The organism is Thioclava sp. UBA3469 (assembly GCF_002378135.1).
GTDB lineage: Bacteria > Pseudomonadota > Alphaproteobacteria > Rhodobacterales > Rhodobacteraceae > Thioclava > Thioclava sediminum.
Genome location: NZ_DFRG01000161.1, coordinates 1 through 17,727, shown reverse-complemented (window position 1 = coordinate 17,727; position 17,727 = coordinate 1). Strand labels below are relative to the sequence as shown.

The window sequence follows — 17,727 nt, the reverse complement described above, 5'->3', positions numbered from 1 at the left end:
GGCGCCGGCAAGTCCACCCTGCTGCGCATCATGGCCGGCATCGACAAGGACTACCTGGGCGAGGCGCGCCCGCAGCCGGGCATCAACATCGGTTACCTGCCCCAGGAACCGGAGCTGGACCCGGACAAGAACGTGCGCGAGATCGTCGAGGAGTCCCTCTCCGAGATCCGCGGCGCCCAGGAGCGCCTGGAAGAGGTGTACGCCGCCTACGCCGAGGAAGACGCGGATTTCGAGAAACTGGCCGAAGAGCAGGCCAAGCTGGAAGGCATCATCGAGGCCACCGACGCGCACAATATCGAGCGCCGCCTGGACATTGCCGCCGACGCCCTGCGCCTGCCGCCCTGGGACGCCTCCGTGGAGACCCTGTCCGGTGGTGAGCGCCGCCGGGTGGCACTTTGCCGCCTGCTGATGAGCGCCCCGGACATGCTGCTGCTGGATGAGCCCACCAACCACCTGGACGCCGAGTCCGTGGCCTGGCTGGAGCGCTTCCTGCACGAGTTCTCCGGCACCGTGGTGGCGGTGACCCACGACCGCTACTTCCTGGACAACTCCTGCGAGTGGATCCTGGAACTGGACCGGGGCCACGGCATTCCCTGGAAGGGCAACTACTCCTCCTGGCTGGAACAGAAGGAGCAGCGCCTGGAGCAGGAAGAGAAGAAGGAAAGCGCCCACCGCAAGACGGTGGAGAAAGAGCTGGAATGGGTGCGCCAGAACCCCAAGGGCCGCCGCGCCAAGAACAAGGCCCGGGTGAGCGCCTTCGAGGAGCTGGCCAGCCAGGACTTCCAGAAGCGCAACGAGACCCAGGAACTGTACATTCCGCCAGGCGAGCGCCTCGGCGAGAAGGTGTTCGAGATCAACGGCGTCTCCAAGCAGTTCGACGGCAAGCTGCTCTATGAAGATCTGAGCTTCTCGGTGCCGCGCGGCGCCATTGTCGGCATCATCGGCCCCAACGGCGCGGGTAAGACCACCCTGTTCCGCATGTTCGCCGGCGAGGAAACGCCGGACTCCGGCGACATCGAGGTGGGCGATACCGTGGACCTGGCCTACGTGGACCAGAGCCGCGAAGACCTGGACGCCAACAAGACCGTCTGGGAAGAAGTGTCCGACGGCAACGACATCCTGCGCATCGGCAACTACGAGGTGCCCAGCCGCGCCTACCTGGGCCGCTTCAACTTCAAGGGCGGCGACCAGCAGAAGAAGGTGGGGCTCCTCTCGGGTGGTGAGCGCAACCGCGTCCACATGGCCAAGCTGCTGAAAGAAGGCGGCAACGTGCTGCTGCTCGACGAACCGACCAACGATCTGGACGTCGAAACCCTGCAGGCTCTGGAAGCCGCGATCGAAGACTTCGCCGGCAACGCGATCATCATCTCGCACGACCGCTTCTTCCTCGACCGCCTCTGCACCCACATCCTCGCCTTCGAGGGCGACGCCCATGTGGAATTCTTCGAGGGCAACTTCGAGGATTACGAGGAAGACAAGATCCGTCGTCTGGGCCCGGATGCGGTCGAGCCGAAGCGGGTGAAGTACAAGAAGTTCAGCCGGTAATGTGGTTTCTATTGAAGACAAGACTTAGCCAACTTGGTTAAGCTTTCTTCATGGGCCGCAAGAATCGAGAACCGACGGGTAACATTAGAGGCGCGAGCGATGCAGCTCGCGCCTTATTTTCTTCTCTGCGAGAGATCAGAAGTCACTTGATCTATATCGATGCAGATCAAAACAACCTCGCATCAAGGACACTCGCTGTAATCATTCTTCGCGCCCTAGAAGATGAACTACCCAAAGCCTACAAATCGAAAAGACTATATTTCCGTAGCTACGTAGAGGCGAATTCGGACACCCCCACGCCTTACCCCCTCACAACACTCGAAGTGAGCACTTGGGGAACTCGAATAGTTCCCCTTTTTGCATTATCAAACACGCCCCGCGGCCTTTTACCTTTTAGGCAATGGATGTCTGAATGCGTGCTCTTCCCCCAAGACACCGGCCTCGGAAATTTCCCGAACGCCGAAAAACTTTAACCTAGTCTCTCACGAGTAGAGTTCCTGAGAATGGCTAGAAATGAAATAGGAGCTCACTTCGACGCCCGAACATCGCACTCTCATGATTCCGTAAATCACGACTTCAAAATGCTCGATTTGAAGGTCAATGGGAGCGAGGACAAACACAGAGAAAGAAACAATTCGCCGCATGAATGGACCTATTTGTCAGCGACCATCGCTTGTATCGCCTACGAAGTGATAACCTCTCTTCGCATTGAGGGTGATGAAGGCAACTTCGAAATCATCTGTGATCGACCGCAAGCGGCAAGTTAGACCACTACTCCCCAACCAAAACCACACACCCCAGCCCCATCTCACATCGCCCCTTGCGCGCCACCTTCCCCAGTTCCCCATTGCCATCTATAGTGTCTGGTAAGGGACAAGACACAAGACAAAGCGGGGATGGGACTTGGCGCATATCATCGTGATGGGCAACGAAAAGGGTGGGTCGGGGAAGTCCACCACCTCGATGCATGTGGCGACCGCCTTGGCGCGGATGGGATGGAAAGTGGGGGCGCTCGATCTCGATCTGCGGCAGCGCAGTTTCGGGCGCTATGTCGAGAACCGGCTGGCCTATATGGACCGCGAGGGGCTCGACCTGCCCTGCCCCGATTATCGCGAACTGCCCGAGGTGGACGCCTCGACGCTGGGTCCGGGGGAGAACCCCTATGACCATCGTCTGTCGACCGCCGTGGCCGAGATGGAGCCGTCTTGCGACTTCATCCTGATCGACTGCCCCGGCTCGCATACGCGGCTGTCTCAGGTCGCACATTCGCTGGCCGATACGCTGGTCACGCCGCTCAATGACAGCTTCATCGATTTCGACCTGCTGGCACGGATCGACCCGGTGACGTCGAAGGTGATCGGCCCGTCGATCTATTCCGAGATGGTCTGGTCGGCGCGGCAGCTGCGCGCGAAGGCGGGTCTGAAGCCGATCGACTGGATCGTGCTGCGCAACCGCGTGGGCGCCCAGCAGATGCACAATAAGCGCAAGGTGGGCGCGGCGCTGGAGCAGCTCTCGAAGCGCATCGGGTTCCGCGTCTCGCCCGGCTTCTCCGAGCGGGTGATCTTCCGCGAGCTGTTCCCGCGCGGGCTGACGCTTCTGGACCTCAAGGATCTCGGCGTCGAGAGCCTCAACATCTCAAACGTGGCGGCCCGTCAGGAAGTGCGCGACCTGATGAAGGAGCTGGACCTGCCCGGCGTCGCGGTCGACTTCTGAGCCGCGCTCACGGCGCGACAGGCCCCTTGAGACAAACAAACGCCCGCTGGGAATGACCCTCGGGCGTTTCGTACTGGTACGGGTAGCTGACTAAAGCGCGTGCGTTTACTGAGGCTTCGGCATCTCAGCGAAAGGCGATACGCGTCTGCGGCACGGTGCGGGCATCGAGCCGAGTTCTTTCATCCGCAGGTCAATCCGATCCTCGCGGCGCTTGAAGAGGCGAAAAAGGGCAGCCAGACAGCGCATTTCGTGTCTCCTTTGTATCGACGCCGTTTTGGCGTCACCCTTCGAGATTTCCGGCCAATTGAGGCGCTTACGTGGCGGGCTGAGGATATGTCAGTGGCGTTGTCGGGACGCTTTCACGGCCTCTTACGCCGCGACAGGACCGTCGCAGTTTGCGATATCCACGCCATTACGGGCTTTGCGCGACCAGCCAAGCGCCGCGAAAAGCCCCAGCCCCGCCAGCATCATCCAGACCGAGGCGGGAAGCGGGACCGTGGCGGGCGTCTCGACCATCATCGCAATGTCGTCGAGCGAGGCGTTCATATAGTAATAGCTCGTCTCGACATCGAACTGGATGCCCAGTGTCGATCCCACACCCGCCTGCAGATAACTGGTCAGATCGTAGCTCAGCGGCGTCGCGCCCTGGACCGCCGCGTCGCCCGGCTGGGTCGAGAAAATCTGCGAGATCACCGCGCCCGCATCGTCGATCAGGCTCACGCGGAACTGCTGATTAGGGTCGTCGAAGCCCGACGCGTAGTGGTTCACGAGCTGATAGGTGAAGTTGAAACTTGCGCTGATCACCCGATCGGGGACCGTGAAGAACTGCGTCAGGGTCGAAATCCCGTAGCCGGTCTGTTCGTTCATCACGTCGTAATTGCCAGAGATCGGATCCACGCGGCGCGTCGGCCCGCGCGGATTGAACCGCCCGTTATTGATCTGGAAGTCCTCTGCATAGGAAGAGCTGGTCGCATTCCAACCCGACAGATCGCCGGTCTCGAAATCACCGTTGGTGATCAGATCGACCGTCACCGCCTGCGCGGCGGAGGCATAAAGGACGCTCGCCACCACAAGGGCGAGACAGCGCTTCGCAAAACTGGCAATCGGTAACAACATGACACGCTCGATCTCGATGGGGCCGCCCCGTTCTTGATGCGGAGACGACTTCGTTACCTTTCATTAACCATCGGAATCGGGACGCACTGGGGCTCCACCGGGGCAATTTCACGATGGGCCGCCATGATGTTTCCACAATCGAAACGCCGCCCCGGAGGGCGGCGCGATTGTTGCTAGCGATGCGAGAGGGAGGTTACCGGGCCCAATCCCACGGCACGGTGAACTCGCCCAGCTTATGGGCCAGCGCATCCTGATCGCAGTCTCCCGTGGTCGCCAGATGCGCCACCAGACCGCGCTTCTTGTCCTCGGTGACCGAGATGACGTGCGCCTTGATACCCGCCGTCTCCAGCTCGGCATTGAGCACCCGGGTGATCGCCTTCTTGCGCAGGTCGGGCTTGAAGATCTTGCCCACCGCTGTCTTCGGCAACTCGTCCATCACCTCGAGATATTTCGGGACCGCGGCGCGCTCGTGGATATTGGCGCGCGCATGCTCCATCAGCTCCTCGTTGGTCACCTCGGCATCGGCCACCAGCTCGACATAGGCGCAGGGCAGCTCGCCCGCGAAACTGTCAGGCTGGCCGATCGCACCGGCGAAGGCCACCGCCGGGTGGCTCAGCAGCGCGTCCTCGATCTCCGCCGGGTCGAGATTGTGCCCGCCCCGGATGATCAGGTCCTTCGCGCGTCCCGTGATCCAGAGATAGCCATTCTCGTCGATACGACCCAGATCCCCGGTGCGCAGGAAACGCTCCTCGGCGAACAGGTCGTGGTTCTTGTCCGGCTCGGTATAGGTCGAGCCCTCGAAGACACCCGGATTGGCGACGCAGATCTCGCCGACCTCGTCGCGCGCGCATTCGTCGAACGTGCCGTTGCGCTTCTTGAGGATGCGCACGTGGGTGTAGGGCATCGGGATCCCGACTGACCCCACCTTTTTCATCCCGTCCACCGGATTGACCGACACCAGACAGGTCGCCTCGGTCAGGCCGTAGCCTTCCGCGATCTCGACCCCGGTCGCCGCCTTGAAGCGGTTATAAAGCTCGATCGGCAGCGGGGCCGAGCCCGAGAGCGCGATCCGCAGCGAGGAGATATCGGCATCGACCTTGCGCTGCACCATCGCGGACACAGCGGTCGGCACGGTGATCAGGAAGGTCACCTGCCAGCGCTCGATCAGCTTCCAGAAATTGTCGAACACGCCCTCCCCGCGATAGCCCGCGGGGGTCGGGAAGATGACATGCGCCCCGCTCGCGATGGCCGACATCAGGATCGGATAGGCCGCGAAGACATGGAACAGCGGCAGCGGGCACATCATCACGTCGTCTTGCTTGAACAAGAGCCGCCCGCCGAGCCAGCCGTTATAGATCATGCCGGAATATTTGTGCTGCGCGACCTTGGGCATGCCCGTCGTGCCGCCGGTGTGGAAATAGGCCGCGACGCGATCCTCGTTGGGATCGTCAAACATCAGCCGGTCGCCGGGCATCTTGCTGGCTTCGCCGTTGAAGCTCATCACCTTCGCGTTGTGCTTCACCTCGGTCTTGGGGCGAATGAAGGGCACGATCCAGCTTTTCGGCGGCGAGAGGTAGCGATTGAGATCGACCTCCAGCACGGCCTCGACATTGGGCGCAAGGCGCACGGCTTCAGCCGCCTTCTGCGCCACGTCGGTCTTCGGGAACGCCTTCAGCGTCACCAGAACCTTCGCCTTGGTCTCACGCAGAATGGCGCCGATCTGCTCGGCATCCAGAAGCGGGTTGATCGGGTTCACGATCCCGGCCGTCGCGCCTGCCAGCAGCACCGTCGCGGTCTCGAGCGAGTTCGGCAGCAGGTAGGCCACCGTGTCGGTCGGCCCCACGCCCAGATGGCGCAGCAGGTTCGCGGCCTGCGTGACCTTGCCGTGCAGTTGCGACCAGCTCAGCGTCTCCGCCTTGTCGGTCGGGCCGGACATGATCTGGAATGACAGCGCCGGACGATCGCCATGGGCTTTGGCGGTCTCGCTCAGAAAGCCGTAAAGCGTTTCGGGGCGGTTGCGCGCCTCCCAGGGTTTCTCGGCCTCGACCGCATCACGGTCGGCAACTGTCGCGAATTTCTGCATTAGTCTCCTCCAGCGGCCGCCGCGTTCCTCCACTGACGGGCCATGCGCAGGATGCGGCAAAAGCGCCCGCCACGGCAAGAGTTACGCCGCCGCCAAAACGTCACGTCACGCAAATTCTGACGTGGGGAAACAAGCGTCCGGGTTCAAGGTGCAAAGGCGCGAACGCCCCGTCACGCCCCTTCGGTGAATTGCAGCCTCGCGAGTTCGGCATAAAGACCGCCCTCGGAGACGAGGCTGTCATGCGTGCCCTGCGCGACGATCTTGCCCTCCTCGAAGACGACGATCCGGTCGGCCTTCTTCACGGTGGCCAGACGGTGCGCCACGATCACCGTGGTGCGGGTCTTGGCCAGTTGATCGACCGCCGCCTGCACTTCGCGTTCGGAGGCTGCGTCAAGCGCCGAGGTCGCCTCGTCCAGAAGCAGGATCGGCGCGTCGCGCAGGATCGCCCGCGCAATCGCGATCCGCTGCTTCTGCCCGCCCGAAAGCATCACGCCGCGCTCGCCGACATAGGTGTCGAACCCTTCGGGCAGCGCTTCGAGGAAGTCATAGGCATGGGCCGCGCGCGCGGCTTCTTCGACTTCGCGATCGCTCGCATCGGGCCGACCGAAGCGGATGTTTTCGCGCGCCGAGGCTGCGAAGACGACCGGGTCCTGCGGCACCAGTGCGATCGCCTGACGGAAATCGTGCCGCGCCATGTCGCGCAGGTCGTAGCCGTCGATCGTCACCTTGCCGGTCTCGGGATCCCAGAACCGCTGGATCAACTGCACGACAGTCGTCTTGCCCGCACCCGAAGGCCCGACCAGCGCCACCGTTTCGCCCGGCGCGATGTCGAGATCGACATGATCGAGCGCGGAGGCCTGCGGCCGCGACGGGTAATGGAAGCTCACATCCTCGAAGCGGATCGCGCCGGTTGCGGGCAGCGGCAGCGGAACGGGATGCTCGGGGTCTTTCACCGAATCCTCGCTTTGCAGCAGTTCCACCAGACGCTCGGTCGCACCTGCCGCCCGCTGCAATTCGGACCAGATTTCCGACAGCGCGCCGACAGAGCCCGCCACCATCACCGCGTAGATCACGAACTGCACCAATTCGCCCACGCTCATCTCGCCGCCGCGCACGTCGCGCGCGCCGATCCACAGGACGCCCACGACGCCTGCGAAGACGAGGAAGATCACGATCACGGTCATCACCGCGCGCGTACCGATCCGCTTCTTGGCGGACTGGTAAGCTTTCTCGGTGACGTCGGAGAATTTCTCGCGGGTGATCGCCTCATGGGTGAAGGCCTGCACGGTCTGCGCGGCCAGAAGCGACTCCGAGGCCGAGCCCGACGAATTCGCGATCCAGTCCTGGTTCTCTCGGCCCAGCACCCGCAGGCGACGGCCCAGAACCACGATCGGAACAACGACCACCGGCACGACCAGCAGCACCAGCCCGGTCAGCTTGGCCGAGGTGAACATCAACATGATCAACCCGCCGATCAGGATCAGCACATTACGCAGCGCCACCGAGACCGACGAGCCAATCACCGACAGGATCAGCGTCGTGTCGGTGGTGATGCGCGAGATGATTTCGCCAGTCAGGATCCGCTCGAAGAAGGCCGGGCTCATCGAGATCACCCGGTCGAACACCGCCTTGCGGATATCGGCCACGACCCGTTCGCCGAAGCGCGTCACGAGGTAGTAGCGCAGGCCCGTCCCGAGCGCGAGCAGCCCGGCGATGACCAGAGCGGCGAAGAAATACTGATCGAGCAGCGCCGCGCCCTTCTGGAACCCGTCCACCACGCGGCGCACCGCGAGCGGCAGGATCAGCGAGATCGAGGCGGTGGCGATCAGCGCCAGCAACGCTCCGAAGGCAAGTCCCTTGTAAGGTGCGATGAAGGGGCCGAGCCCCTTGAGCGCGCCGATCTTCTTCGTCTTCGGCCGGTCATCGGCCGGTCCCGTCGGTCTGCGAGCCATGAATTCCCCCTTGCTTGGTTCAAGGGTTTAGGCGGCGGGGGCATTACGGGCAAGCCTCGATTGGTCAAGCCTGCGGCACGCCCATGCCCGGACGGCTTCACGATAGCTCACATTTTCGCCGAAAAGGCTACGGGCGGCCGGACTCGAACCGGCACGGGCAATGCCCAAGGGATTTTAAGTCCCGTGCGTCTACCATTTCGCCACGCCCGCAGCGCGCTCTGGCTAGCGCGGGCGCGGCGACTTGGCAAGGCCGCGAGGCGCTCAGCGCCCCTCGAATTTCGGCGCGCGCTTCTCGAGGAACGCGGTCACGCCTTCGCGGAAATCATGGCTCTGGCCGAGGCTGCCCTGCAGCTCCGCTTCCAGTTCCAGCTGGGTCGACAGTTCATTGCTGTAGCCCTCGCGCAGCGACCGCTTCACCGCGCGATAGGCTGCCGTCGGGCCGTTGGCCAGATGCGCCGCGCGGGCACGCCAGTGATGATCGAAATCGACCTCGGCAATCGCTTCCCAGATCATGCCCCAGTCAGCCGCCTGCCGCGCCGAGATCTTGTCGGCGAACAGCGCCATGCCCATCGCGCGGGCAAAACCCACCTGACGCGGCAGCCAATAGGTGCCTCCCGCATCCGGCATCAGCCCGATCCGCGTGAAGGCCTGAATGAAGCTGGCCGCTTCCGAGGCGATGACCACGTCGGCGGCCAGCGCGATATTCGCCCCTGCCCCTGCTGCAGGCCCGTTCACCGCGGAGACCACAGGCAGCGGGCTCTCGTAGATCGCCTTGAGCATCGGCTCGTATTCGTCGCGCAGCACCCGCTCCAGATCGAGCCCGGCCGCCGCGACCCCGTCGCCCAGATCCTGCCCCGAGCAGAAGGCCCGCCCGGCGCCGGTCAACACGATCACCCGGGCCTCATCCTCGGCGCGTTTCACCGCCTCTAGGATTTCCGCGCGCATCTGCGCGTTGAGCGCGTTCATCACATCGGGCCGGTTGAGCGTGATCACCGCGACCTGCTCTTCGACCTCGTACCGGATAACCTTGAACACCATCTGGAAAACGCGCCTCCCTCTTTGTCGCGGCCCCACGATAACGCGGGTCACGCGAAGGGAAAGCGGAACGGGGCGTCACGAAGGACGCTCGCCTCGTTTTCTTCAGAAGATCTCGAACAGGCCCGCAGCCCCCTGCCCGCCGCCGATGCACATCGACACGACGCCGTAGCGCGCGCCGCGGCGCTTGCCTTCCAGCAGGATGTGGCCCGCCATGCGCGCGCCCGACATGCCATAGGGATGGCCGATCGAGATCGCGCCGCCATTGACGTTGAGCTTGTCGTCGGGAATGCCCAGCCGGTCGCGGCAATAGAGAAGCTGCGAGGCGAAGGCCTCGTTGATCTCCCACAGATCGATATCGTCGATGGAGAGCCCCGCCCGCTCCAGCAGGCGCGGGATCGCGAAGACCGGGCCGATCCCCATCTCGTCGGGCGCACAGCCCGCAACGGCCATGCCCCGGAACGCGCCCAGCGGCTCCAGCCCGCGCCGCGCGGCTTCCTCGGCGGACATCACCACGCAGGCGGACGCGCCGTCGGACAGCTGGCTCGCATTGCCTGCGGTCACGCACTTGTCGGGGCCCAGAACCGGCTTGAGCCCTTGAAGCCCCTCCAGCGTGGTCTGCGGACGGTTGCACTCGTCGCGCTCGAGCCGCACCGACTGCTCCGAGACCTCGCCCGTGGCCTTGTCCTTCACCAGCTTCACCGCCTCGACCGGAACGATCTCGGCGTCGAAGCGGCCCGCCTCCTGCGCGGCGACGGTGCGGGCCTGACTTTGCAGCGCGTAGATATCCTGCGCCTCGCGGGTCACGCCATAGCGCTCGGCCACGACCTCCGCCGTCTCGATCATCGACATGTAATAGGCGTCGGGCACACCGGGGCTGCGATAGCGATAGCCGTTCCAATGTTCGTTCTGCACCAGCGAGATCGAGTCTAGCCCGCCCGCAAGTGCCACGTCCATCTCGCCCGTCATCACGCCATGGGCAGCCGCCGCGATGGCGTTGAGGCCCGAGGCGCATTGCCGGTCCAGCGTGACGCCCGCCACGCTATCGGGCAGGCCCGAAGCCTGCGCGATATGACGCGCCACGTTGACGCCGGTAGAGCCCTGCGTGAGGGCGGAGCCGAAGATCGCATCCGCGATCTCGCCGCCTTCGAGCCCTGCACGAGAGACGGCCGCGCGCACGGCATGGGCGGCCAGTGCCGGACCTTCGAGATTGTTGAACGCCCCGCGATAGGCCTTGCCGATAGGCGTGCGGGCGGTGGAGACGATGACAGCGTCGCGCATGGGAATCCTCAGATGGTTTCGAGCCCGCACCAGTCCGCGATGAACAGGGCGCTGCTCTGGGTGATGCGACGGATGCTTTCCAGCTCGACGCGCTCGTTGAAGCCGTGGATCGCCTCGGCGCGCGGCCCGTAGACCAGCGCGGGCGTGTCGGCATAGAGCCCGAAGAAGCGGGCATCGGTGGTCGCGGTGATCGCCACGCGGTCGAGATCGCTCTCGTTGACGCTGCGATGCGCGCCTTCGAGGGCACCGATCGCCGCCTTCGCGGTGGCGGAGTGGTCGTCGGAAAGCGCGTAGCCCTCGGCCATGAAGCCGTGCCAGACGATCTCGGGCAGCGAGTTCTTCAGGAAGGCGTTGGAGCGCGCGGCATCCATGATGGTCTCGGTGATCTCGGCGCGCGCGGCGGCAATATCTTGGCCCGGATAGATCGCGATGCGCATGTCGAAGATGCTCCAGGCCGGGACAGAGGACGCCCAGTCGCCGCCCTGAATCTTGCCAATATTGAGGTTGATCGGGTGATGGACATGGCCGAAATCACCGTGCCGACAGCCCGGTGCATTCCAGCGTTCTTCCAGCCCGTGCAACGCCTCGATCAGCGGGATCGCGGCCTCGATCGCATTGGCGCCGGTGCCGGCATAGGCCACATGCGTGGGCAGACCTTTCAGGTGCACCTGCGCCCAGATCACGCCGAGCTGTGCGCCGACCAGCTTTTCCTCGAACGGTTCGGGGATCAGCGCGGCGTCGGCGCGGTAGCCGCGCTCAAGGCAGGCCAGCGCGCCGTTGCCGGTGCATTCCTCTTCCACGACGGATTGGAAGAGCACATCCGCGCCGGGGGCGAAGCCTGCCTTGCGCAGCGCATCCAGCGCGAAGAGGTTCGACACCAGCCCCGCCTTCATGTCGCCCGCGCCGCGCCCATAGAGCCAGCCATCGGCGACATGCGGCTCGAACGGCGGCGCGTCCCACATATCCAGAGGGCCCGCGGGCACCACGTCGATATGACCGTTGAGGATCAGCGAGCGGCCCTTGCGCGATTGGCTGCGATGGGTGCCCACCACGTTCACCGCGTCCTCGTAATCGCCCATCACCGGCGAGAAGCCCGGCATGTCGCGGATCTTGTCGACCTGGATCTGCCAGCGGTCCACCTCGTAGCCGCGCTCGTCGAGGGCGGCGGCCATGAAGTCCTGCGCGCTCTGCTCCTGCCCACGGGTGGACGGGTGCGAGGTCAGCTCGGAGAGAAACGCGGTCTCGTCGTCGAATGCGGCGTCGACCGCCGAGAGGATGCGGGTTTTCAGCTCGGTATCCATGTGGTGCCTCAGAATCTGGGAATGTCGCCTTGCGGCAGCGCAAGGGGTGCGCCGGTCGCCTCGCGGATCTCCGTCTCGGAGATGCCCTCGGCCAGTTCGACCAGCGCGAAGCCCTGCGCGGTCACGTCCACGACCGCCATGTCGGTATAGATCCGCGCCACCCGCGCCTTCGCGGTCAGCGGCAGCGAGCAGGTCTCGAGCAGCTTCGGGTTGCCCTTGCGGTCGCAATGGGTGGTCATCACGACGACGCGGCGCGCCTTCTGCGCCAGTTCGATTGCGCCGCCCGCGCCGGGGGAGAACTTGCCCGGGATTTTCCAGTTCGCCAGATCGCCGTTCTGCGCGACCTCGAAGGCGCCCAGCAGCGTCAGGTCGAGCCGCCCCGAGCGCACCAGCGCGAAGCTCACCGCGCTGTCGAAAAAGGCCGAGCCGGGGATCGTCGAGACATAGGCCCCGCCCGCGTCGATCAGGTTGCGGTCGGCGCGCTCGGGCGGCAGCGTCGGCCCGATCCCGGTCAGCCCGTTTTCCGAATGCAGGCAGACGGGGAAGTCGGCGGGCAGATGGTTGACCACCTTCGTGGGCAGGCCAATGCCCAGGTTCACGACCATGCCGGGCGCGATTTCACGCGCGGCACGGGCCACCATGCGGGATCTAGCGTCTGACAATGCCATACTCCTCGGAAATCTCGTCGAGTTTCACGACGTGGTCGATGAAGGCGCCGGGGCTCTCGGCCACGTCCGGATCGAGCCCGCCCAGCGGCAGCAGCTCTTCGGTCTCGGCGATAACGCGGGTCGCGGCCATCGCCATGAGCGGGTTGAAATTGCGCGCGGTGGCGGCATAGGCGAGGTTGCCGAAGCAATCGGCGCGCGCGGCATGGACCAGCGCCACATCGCCACGCAGAGCCGGTTCGACCAGCATCGGGCAGCCATTCATCTCGACCACCTGCTTGCCCTGCGCCAATTCGGTGTCGATGCCGATATCGGTGAGGATCGCGCCGAGCCCCGCGCCACCGGCACGGATACGTTCGGCGAGGATGCCCTGCGCGCAGAACTCGACCTCCATCCGGCCCTCGTTCATCGCCGCGATGGCGTTGGCGTTGAGCCCGAGATGGGTGACGATCAGCTTGCGCACCTGACCACCCGCGATCAGGTGGTCGATGCCCATGCCCGCCTCGTTGGCGTCGTTCTTGACCAGCACGAGGTCGCGCTGCCCCTGACGTGCCAGCTCGCGCAGCAGCGCGAAGGGGGTGCCGGGCACGCCGAAGCCGCCCACCAGCACCGTGGCGCCGTCGGGAATCTGCGCCACTACCTCTTCCATCGCGATGGATTTGTCGGGCAGCTTCATGCGCTGACCTCCTCGACCACCGGCAGGTCGTGATTGGCGGCGAAGGCATCAAGCGCGTCAGTGAGGATCGCCATGATCTCGTCGATCTGCGCCTCGGTCACGATCAGCGGCGGGCAGACGAGGAAATGGTCGCCCTCGTAGCCGCCCCGCGTGCGACGCGAATAGATGATGAGACCGCGCTCATAGGCCAGTTCGACCAGCTCGGTATGGGCGTTCCACTCTTTCGGCAGAACCTCCATCGTGTCGCGATCCGAGACCAGCTCGAAGGCCAGCAGCAGGCCCTTGCCGCGCACATCGCCGATGAAGGGATAGCGCTCCATCAGCCCGGTCAGCCGGGACTTGAGAACATCGCCCATCCGCGCGGCATTGCCGATCAGGTCGTGTTCTTCCATCTCGTCGAGCACCGCGAGACCGGCCGCGCAGGCCAGCGGGTTGCCCGCATAGGTAAAGCCGTGCAGGAAGCCACCCGCGTCGAGCAGCGCCTCGACCATGTCGTTGCGTGCGACCACCGCGCCCAGCGGCGCGTAGCCCGCCCCGAACCCCTTCGAGAGCGCGACGATGTCAGGGGTGATCCCCCAATGCTCGGCGGCGAGGAACTTGCCGGTGCGCCCGGCCCCGGTCATCACCTCGTCATAGATCAGCAGGATGCCGTATTCGCGGCAGATCTCGGCCACGCGGGTGTAGTAGCTGTCAGGCGCCACGAGCGCGCCGGTCGAGGCCCCGCCCACCGGCTCCATCAGGAAGGCGAGCACCGTCTCGGGGCCCTCCGCCTCGATCTTCTCGCGCAGCATCTCGGCATATTTGATGCCGCGTTCTTCCTCAGTGAGGTTGTCGCGGTCGAGGTAGCAGGTCGGCGCCGGAACTTTCGGCATCTCCGTGAACATCGGCGCGAATTTCCCGGTGAAGAGCGGGCTGCCGGTCACGCTCAGCGAACCCATCGTCGCACCGTGATAGGAGGGCAGCCGCGAGATCACCTTGTAACGGCTCTCCTCGCCCTGCGTGACCGCATATTGCCGCGCGAGCTTGATCGCGGTCTCGACCGCCTCGGAGCCACCGGATACGAAGAACACCTTGTCGAGCCCTTCGGGCATCCGCGCGGCGACCCGTGCGGCGAGATCCTCGGAGGGGTGCGTACGGAAATGCAGCCGGTAGCCGAAGGTCGAACGGTCCATCTGCGCCTTCATCTTCTCCAGCACGCGCGGATTGGAATGGCCGATATTGGAGACCATCGCCCCCGAGGAACCGTCGATATAGCGTTTCCCGTTCTCGTCGTAGTGGTAGATTCCCTCGGAGCGTTCGAGGAAAGGCCGCGGCTGGCGCGACTGGTAGAACAGGTGAGACTTTTCAGTCGTCATTTTGCACCTTCGAGATGTTTGCGCAGGAAATTCCGGGTCCGTTCCTGGGTCGGGTTCTTGAAGACCTGCTCGGGCGGCCCCTCTTCGACCACGACGCCCTTGTCCATGAACAGCACGCGATCGCAGACCGAGGCGGCGAAATCCATCTCGTGGGTGACGATGATCATGGTCATGTGCTCTTGCGCGAGCTTCTTCATGACCAGATTCACCTCTTCCACCAGCTCGGGATCGAGCGCAGAGGTGGCTTCGTCGAACAGCATCAGCTTCGGCTTCATCGCGAGCGCGCGGGCAATGGCCACACGCTGCTTCTGACCGCCCGAAAGCTGCGCCGGGTAATAGTCGATCCGCTCCAGCATGCCGACGTGATCGAGCTGCTCCTCGGCGAGCTTGTTGGCCTCCTTGTCGGAGATCTTCTTCAGCAGCTTCGGCGCCATCGTCACGTTGTCCCGGACGCTGAGATGCGGGAACAGGTTGAAGTGCTGGAACACCATGCCGATGTCCTGGCGCATCTGGTTGATGTGCTTCTCATACTGATTGTGCGGCAGGTTCTTGTTGACCTGCACCCCGTCGAGCCAGACCTCGCCGCCGGTCAGCGGATCGAGATCGTTGATGGCGCGCAGCAGCGTGGATTTCCCCGAGCCCGAGGGCCCGATGATCGCGACGATCTGGCCACGCTCCACGTTGAGCGAGATGTCCTTGAGCACTTCCAGCGTGCCGTAGGATTTCTGGGCGTGACGGATTTCGACGAAGGATTTTGTCTCTGTCATGTCGATATCTCCCGGATCAGCGATAGAGGCGGTTGCGGTTCTCGAACCAGCGGATCACCGCCTCCATGCCGAGATTGATGATGTAGTAAAGGACGGCAGCGGCCGCGTAGAACTCGAAGGCGCGGTAGGTCTGGCCGATGGCGCGCTGCGCCGAGAGCGTCAGTTCCGACACCCCGATCACCGAGACCAGCGCCGAGTCTTTCAGCAGCGCGATCATGTTGTTGCCGATGGGCGGCAGCACGTCGCGCACCGCCTGCGGCACCACGACCTTGACGAGCGCCTGTCTGCGCGACAGGCCCAGCGTCCGTGCGGCCTCCATCTGACCTTTGTCCACCGCGAGCATCGCGGTCTGGATCAGCTCGGAGTTATAGACGGCGAAGTGGAAGCCCAGACCGATCACGCCCGCCACGAAGGCCGGAAGGTCGATGCCGATCTGAACCAACCCGAAATAGATCAGGAAGAGTTGCAGCAGCAGCGGCGTGCCCATGAAGAGCCAGGCGATGAAGCGCACCGGCAGGCGAATGATGGCTGGCGCGTAAAGCGCGATCACCGCAAGCAGGATACCCCCGAAGAAGCTCAGGAGCGCCGAGGCGGCGGTGATGGCGATGGTCCACAGGACACCCAGCAAGAGCGTGCCGTAGAAAGGCGGGATGACGGAGAAATCGAGACCCATGGCTCACTCCTTCTCTTGCGGGCGGGAAAGGGGGGCGGATGCGCGGCTCATTGGATGCGCACCTTGCGGTCGAGGAACGACACGCCCTTACCCACCGCGGTGATGATGATGAGGTAGAGAACCCCCGCGAGGAAAAACATCTCGAACGGCTTGTAGGTCGAACCGATGTAGCGTTGCGCGGTGTAGGTCAGCTCCACCACCGAGATCGCGGAGACGAGCGCCGTGCCCTTGATCTGCGCGTTGATGTTCACGCCGAGCGGGCGGATCATCAGCCGCAGCGCCTGCGGCAGCGTCACCTTTCGGAACGCCTGCGCCTTCGACAGGCCCAGCGTGCGCGCGGCCTCGGTCTGGCCCCGGTCGACCGCGACGATCGCGCCGCGCATCGTCTCGGTCATGTAGGCCCCGATATTGACGCCCAGCCCGATCACGCCGGCCTGAAAGGCATCGAGCTGGATGCCAATCTGCGGGCCGCCGAAATAGAGCAGGAACAGCTGGATCAGCGCGGGCGTGCCACGAAAGAAGCTGACATAGGCCGCCCCGATGAAGCGCAGGATGGCAAAGCGCGAAAGCCGGGATGCTGCGCCAAGTGCGCCGCAAATGAGCCCCAGCACGATGGTCAGAACCGAAAGTTCGACCGTGATCACGGCAGCTTTCAGGAAGTACGGATAGACCTTGAGGATCAGTTCGATATCCACGGCATTCCCCTTAATGATGATCGCGGCGGGACAGGATGGGCAGCGCGCGTATCTCGCGCACGAGCGCTGTCGTCTCTTCGATCGCCGCTTCCAGGAACGCCTTCCCGGTCTCGGCATCGGCGACGGTTGGATCCCCCATCGTGCCGTCGGGTGACACAGAGGACCACCAGCGCATCAGCATCGCCTTGCCACCACCGGCCGCCAAATCGAGATTGAAGAATTTGGTGTCTGGATCGTGCAGGTTCTGACGCTCGGCCTTGTCGAGATCGACAAGCTCGGGGTGCAGATGCTTGTACATCGCAGCTTCGAATTCTCCGGCATGGGCAATGCCGCCCACTTCGGATTTGCGCAGGCCCTGAATTCGGTCGCTGCACAAGTTCCAATAGGACGCCGAAACACAGATGATGCCGGTGCGGATGACCGTCTTGCGCGCCGCGAGATCGAGGATCGGGTGGTTCGACCCGTGCGAGTTCAACAGCAGGATCCGGCGGAAGCCGTGATGCGCGAGGGACTCGGTCACGTCGCAGACGAAATTGATCAGCGTCTCCGGCTGAATCCAGATAACCCCCGGAAAGTCCTTGTGATGCTCGTTGAAGCCATAGGGGATCGCGGGCATGACGAAAACTTCGTCAGGCGCGGCTTCGGCAACGCCATTGGCCACCGCCATTCCCAGAACCGTATCGGTATCGAGCGGCATATGCGGCCCGTGATCTTCCGTTGCAGAAACATTCAGGATCACCACACGATCCTTATCCGCGTCACGGACCTGCTCCCAAGTCAGCTTTCCATAGTCGGCGGTCATCCGTTCGGTGTCCTTTCGGGAATCCATCGAAGTTTGGGGTGTGGCGGGGCAGCCGTCAGACGACGGAC

Annotated in this window: 15 protein-coding genes and 1 tRNA gene; 2 read left to right on the top strand and 14 right to left on the bottom strand. The window is 64.0% G+C overall.

Going from position 1 to position 17,727, the window contains the following annotated elements; all coding sequences use genetic code 11:
• Positions 1-1,545: energy-dependent translational throttle protein EttA (gene ettA / locus B3D39_RS12365; protein WP_286789741.1), on the top strand; the 1,545-nt coding region annotated here is incomplete at its 5' end.
• A 903-nt stretch (positions 1,546-2,448) separates the two neighbouring features.
• Positions 2,449-3,258 carry a division plane positioning ATPase MipZ gene (locus B3D39_RS12360; RefSeq protein WP_078522580.1) on the top strand — a complete coding sequence of 270 codons (810 nt, stop codon included), beginning with the start codon at positions 2,449-2,451 and terminating at the stop codon, positions 3,256-3,258.
• Between the two features lie 369 nt (positions 3,259-3,627).
• Here B3D39_RS12360 and B3D39_RS12355 read toward each other — a convergent pair whose 3' ends face one another.
• From B3D39_RS12355 to B3D39_RS12290, 14 genes are all read right to left on the bottom strand, one after another.
• Entirely contained in the window at positions 3,628-4,374 is a 747-nt protein-coding gene (locus tag B3D39_RS12355) for a VPLPA-CTERM sorting domain-containing protein (protein ID WP_274963361.1), read from the bottom strand.
• 193 nt (positions 4,375-4,567) lie between these two features.
• A complete protein-coding gene (locus B3D39_RS12350; RefSeq protein ID WP_274963360.1) occupies positions 4,568-6,457 on the bottom strand; it encodes an acyl-CoA synthetase in 1,890 nt (629 codons plus the stop codon).
• A 170-nt stretch (positions 6,458-6,627) separates the two neighbouring features.
• Positions 6,628-8,409 (bottom strand): ABC transporter transmembrane domain-containing protein, encoded by a 1,782-nt coding sequence (locus B3D39_RS12345; RefSeq protein ID WP_274963359.1) that lies wholly within the window; start codon positions 8,407-8,409, stop codon positions 6,628-6,630.
• Positions 8,410-8,537: 128 nt separating this feature from the next.
• Positions 8,538-8,619 (bottom strand) — tRNA-Leu (locus B3D39_RS12340).
• Positions 8,620-8,670: 51 nt separating this feature from the next.
• Positions 8,671-9,447, bottom strand: a complete 777-nt coding sequence (locus tag B3D39_RS12335) for an enoyl-CoA hydratase-related protein (protein WP_286789740.1) — start codon at positions 9,445-9,447, stop codon at positions 8,671-8,673.
• Positions 9,448-9,549: 102 nt separating this feature from the next.
• Positions 9,550-10,725: an acetyl-CoA C-acyltransferase gene (locus B3D39_RS12330; RefSeq protein ID WP_274963705.1), complete on the bottom strand. Its 1,176-nt coding sequence runs from the start codon at positions 10,723-10,725 to the stop codon at positions 9,550-9,552.
• A gap of 8 nt (positions 10,726-10,733) precedes the next feature.
• The gene (locus B3D39_RS12325) at positions 10,734-12,026 is read right to left on the bottom strand and encodes an ArgE/DapE family deacylase (RefSeq protein WP_274963706.1); all 1,293 of its coding nucleotides are present in this window, start codon (positions 12,024-12,026) and stop codon (positions 10,734-10,736) included.
• An 8-nt stretch (positions 12,027-12,034) separates the two neighbouring features.
• Positions 12,035-12,688 carry a 3-oxoacid CoA-transferase subunit B gene (locus B3D39_RS12320; protein ID WP_253732377.1) on the bottom strand — a complete coding sequence of 218 codons (654 nt, stop codon included), beginning with the start codon at positions 12,686-12,688 and terminating at the stop codon, positions 12,035-12,037.
• Positions 12,675-13,367: a CoA transferase subunit A gene (locus tag B3D39_RS12315; RefSeq protein ID WP_274963707.1), complete on the bottom strand. Its 693-nt coding sequence runs from the start codon at positions 13,365-13,367 to the stop codon at positions 12,675-12,677. The genes B3D39_RS12320 and B3D39_RS12315 overlap by 14 nt, the downstream gene beginning before the upstream one ends.
• Positions 13,364-14,722: an aspartate aminotransferase family protein gene (locus B3D39_RS12310; RefSeq protein ID WP_274963708.1), complete on the bottom strand. Its 1,359-nt coding sequence runs from the start codon at positions 14,720-14,722 to the stop codon at positions 13,364-13,366. Before B3D39_RS12310 ends, B3D39_RS12315 begins: the two co-directional genes overlap by 4 nt.
• Positions 14,719-15,489 (bottom strand): amino acid ABC transporter ATP-binding protein, encoded by a 771-nt coding sequence (locus B3D39_RS12305; protein WP_078522570.1) that lies wholly within the window; start codon positions 15,487-15,489, stop codon positions 14,719-14,721. Before B3D39_RS12305 ends, B3D39_RS12310 begins: the two co-directional genes overlap by 4 nt.
• A gap of 16 nt (positions 15,490-15,505) precedes the next feature.
• Complete coding sequence (locus tag B3D39_RS12300) at positions 15,506-16,162, bottom strand: amino acid ABC transporter permease (RefSeq protein WP_078522569.1); 657 nt, start codon at positions 16,160-16,162, stop codon at positions 15,506-15,508.
• 47 nt (positions 16,163-16,209) lie between these two features.
• Positions 16,210-16,857: an amino acid ABC transporter permease gene (locus B3D39_RS12295; RefSeq protein WP_078522568.1), complete on the bottom strand. Its 648-nt coding sequence runs from the start codon at positions 16,855-16,857 to the stop codon at positions 16,210-16,212.
• A 10-nt stretch (positions 16,858-16,867) separates the two neighbouring features.
• Complete coding sequence (locus tag B3D39_RS12290) at positions 16,868-17,659, bottom strand: creatininase family protein (RefSeq protein ID WP_286789739.1); 792 nt, start codon at positions 17,657-17,659, stop codon at positions 16,868-16,870.
• Between the last annotated feature and the right edge of the window lie 68 nt (positions 17,660-17,727).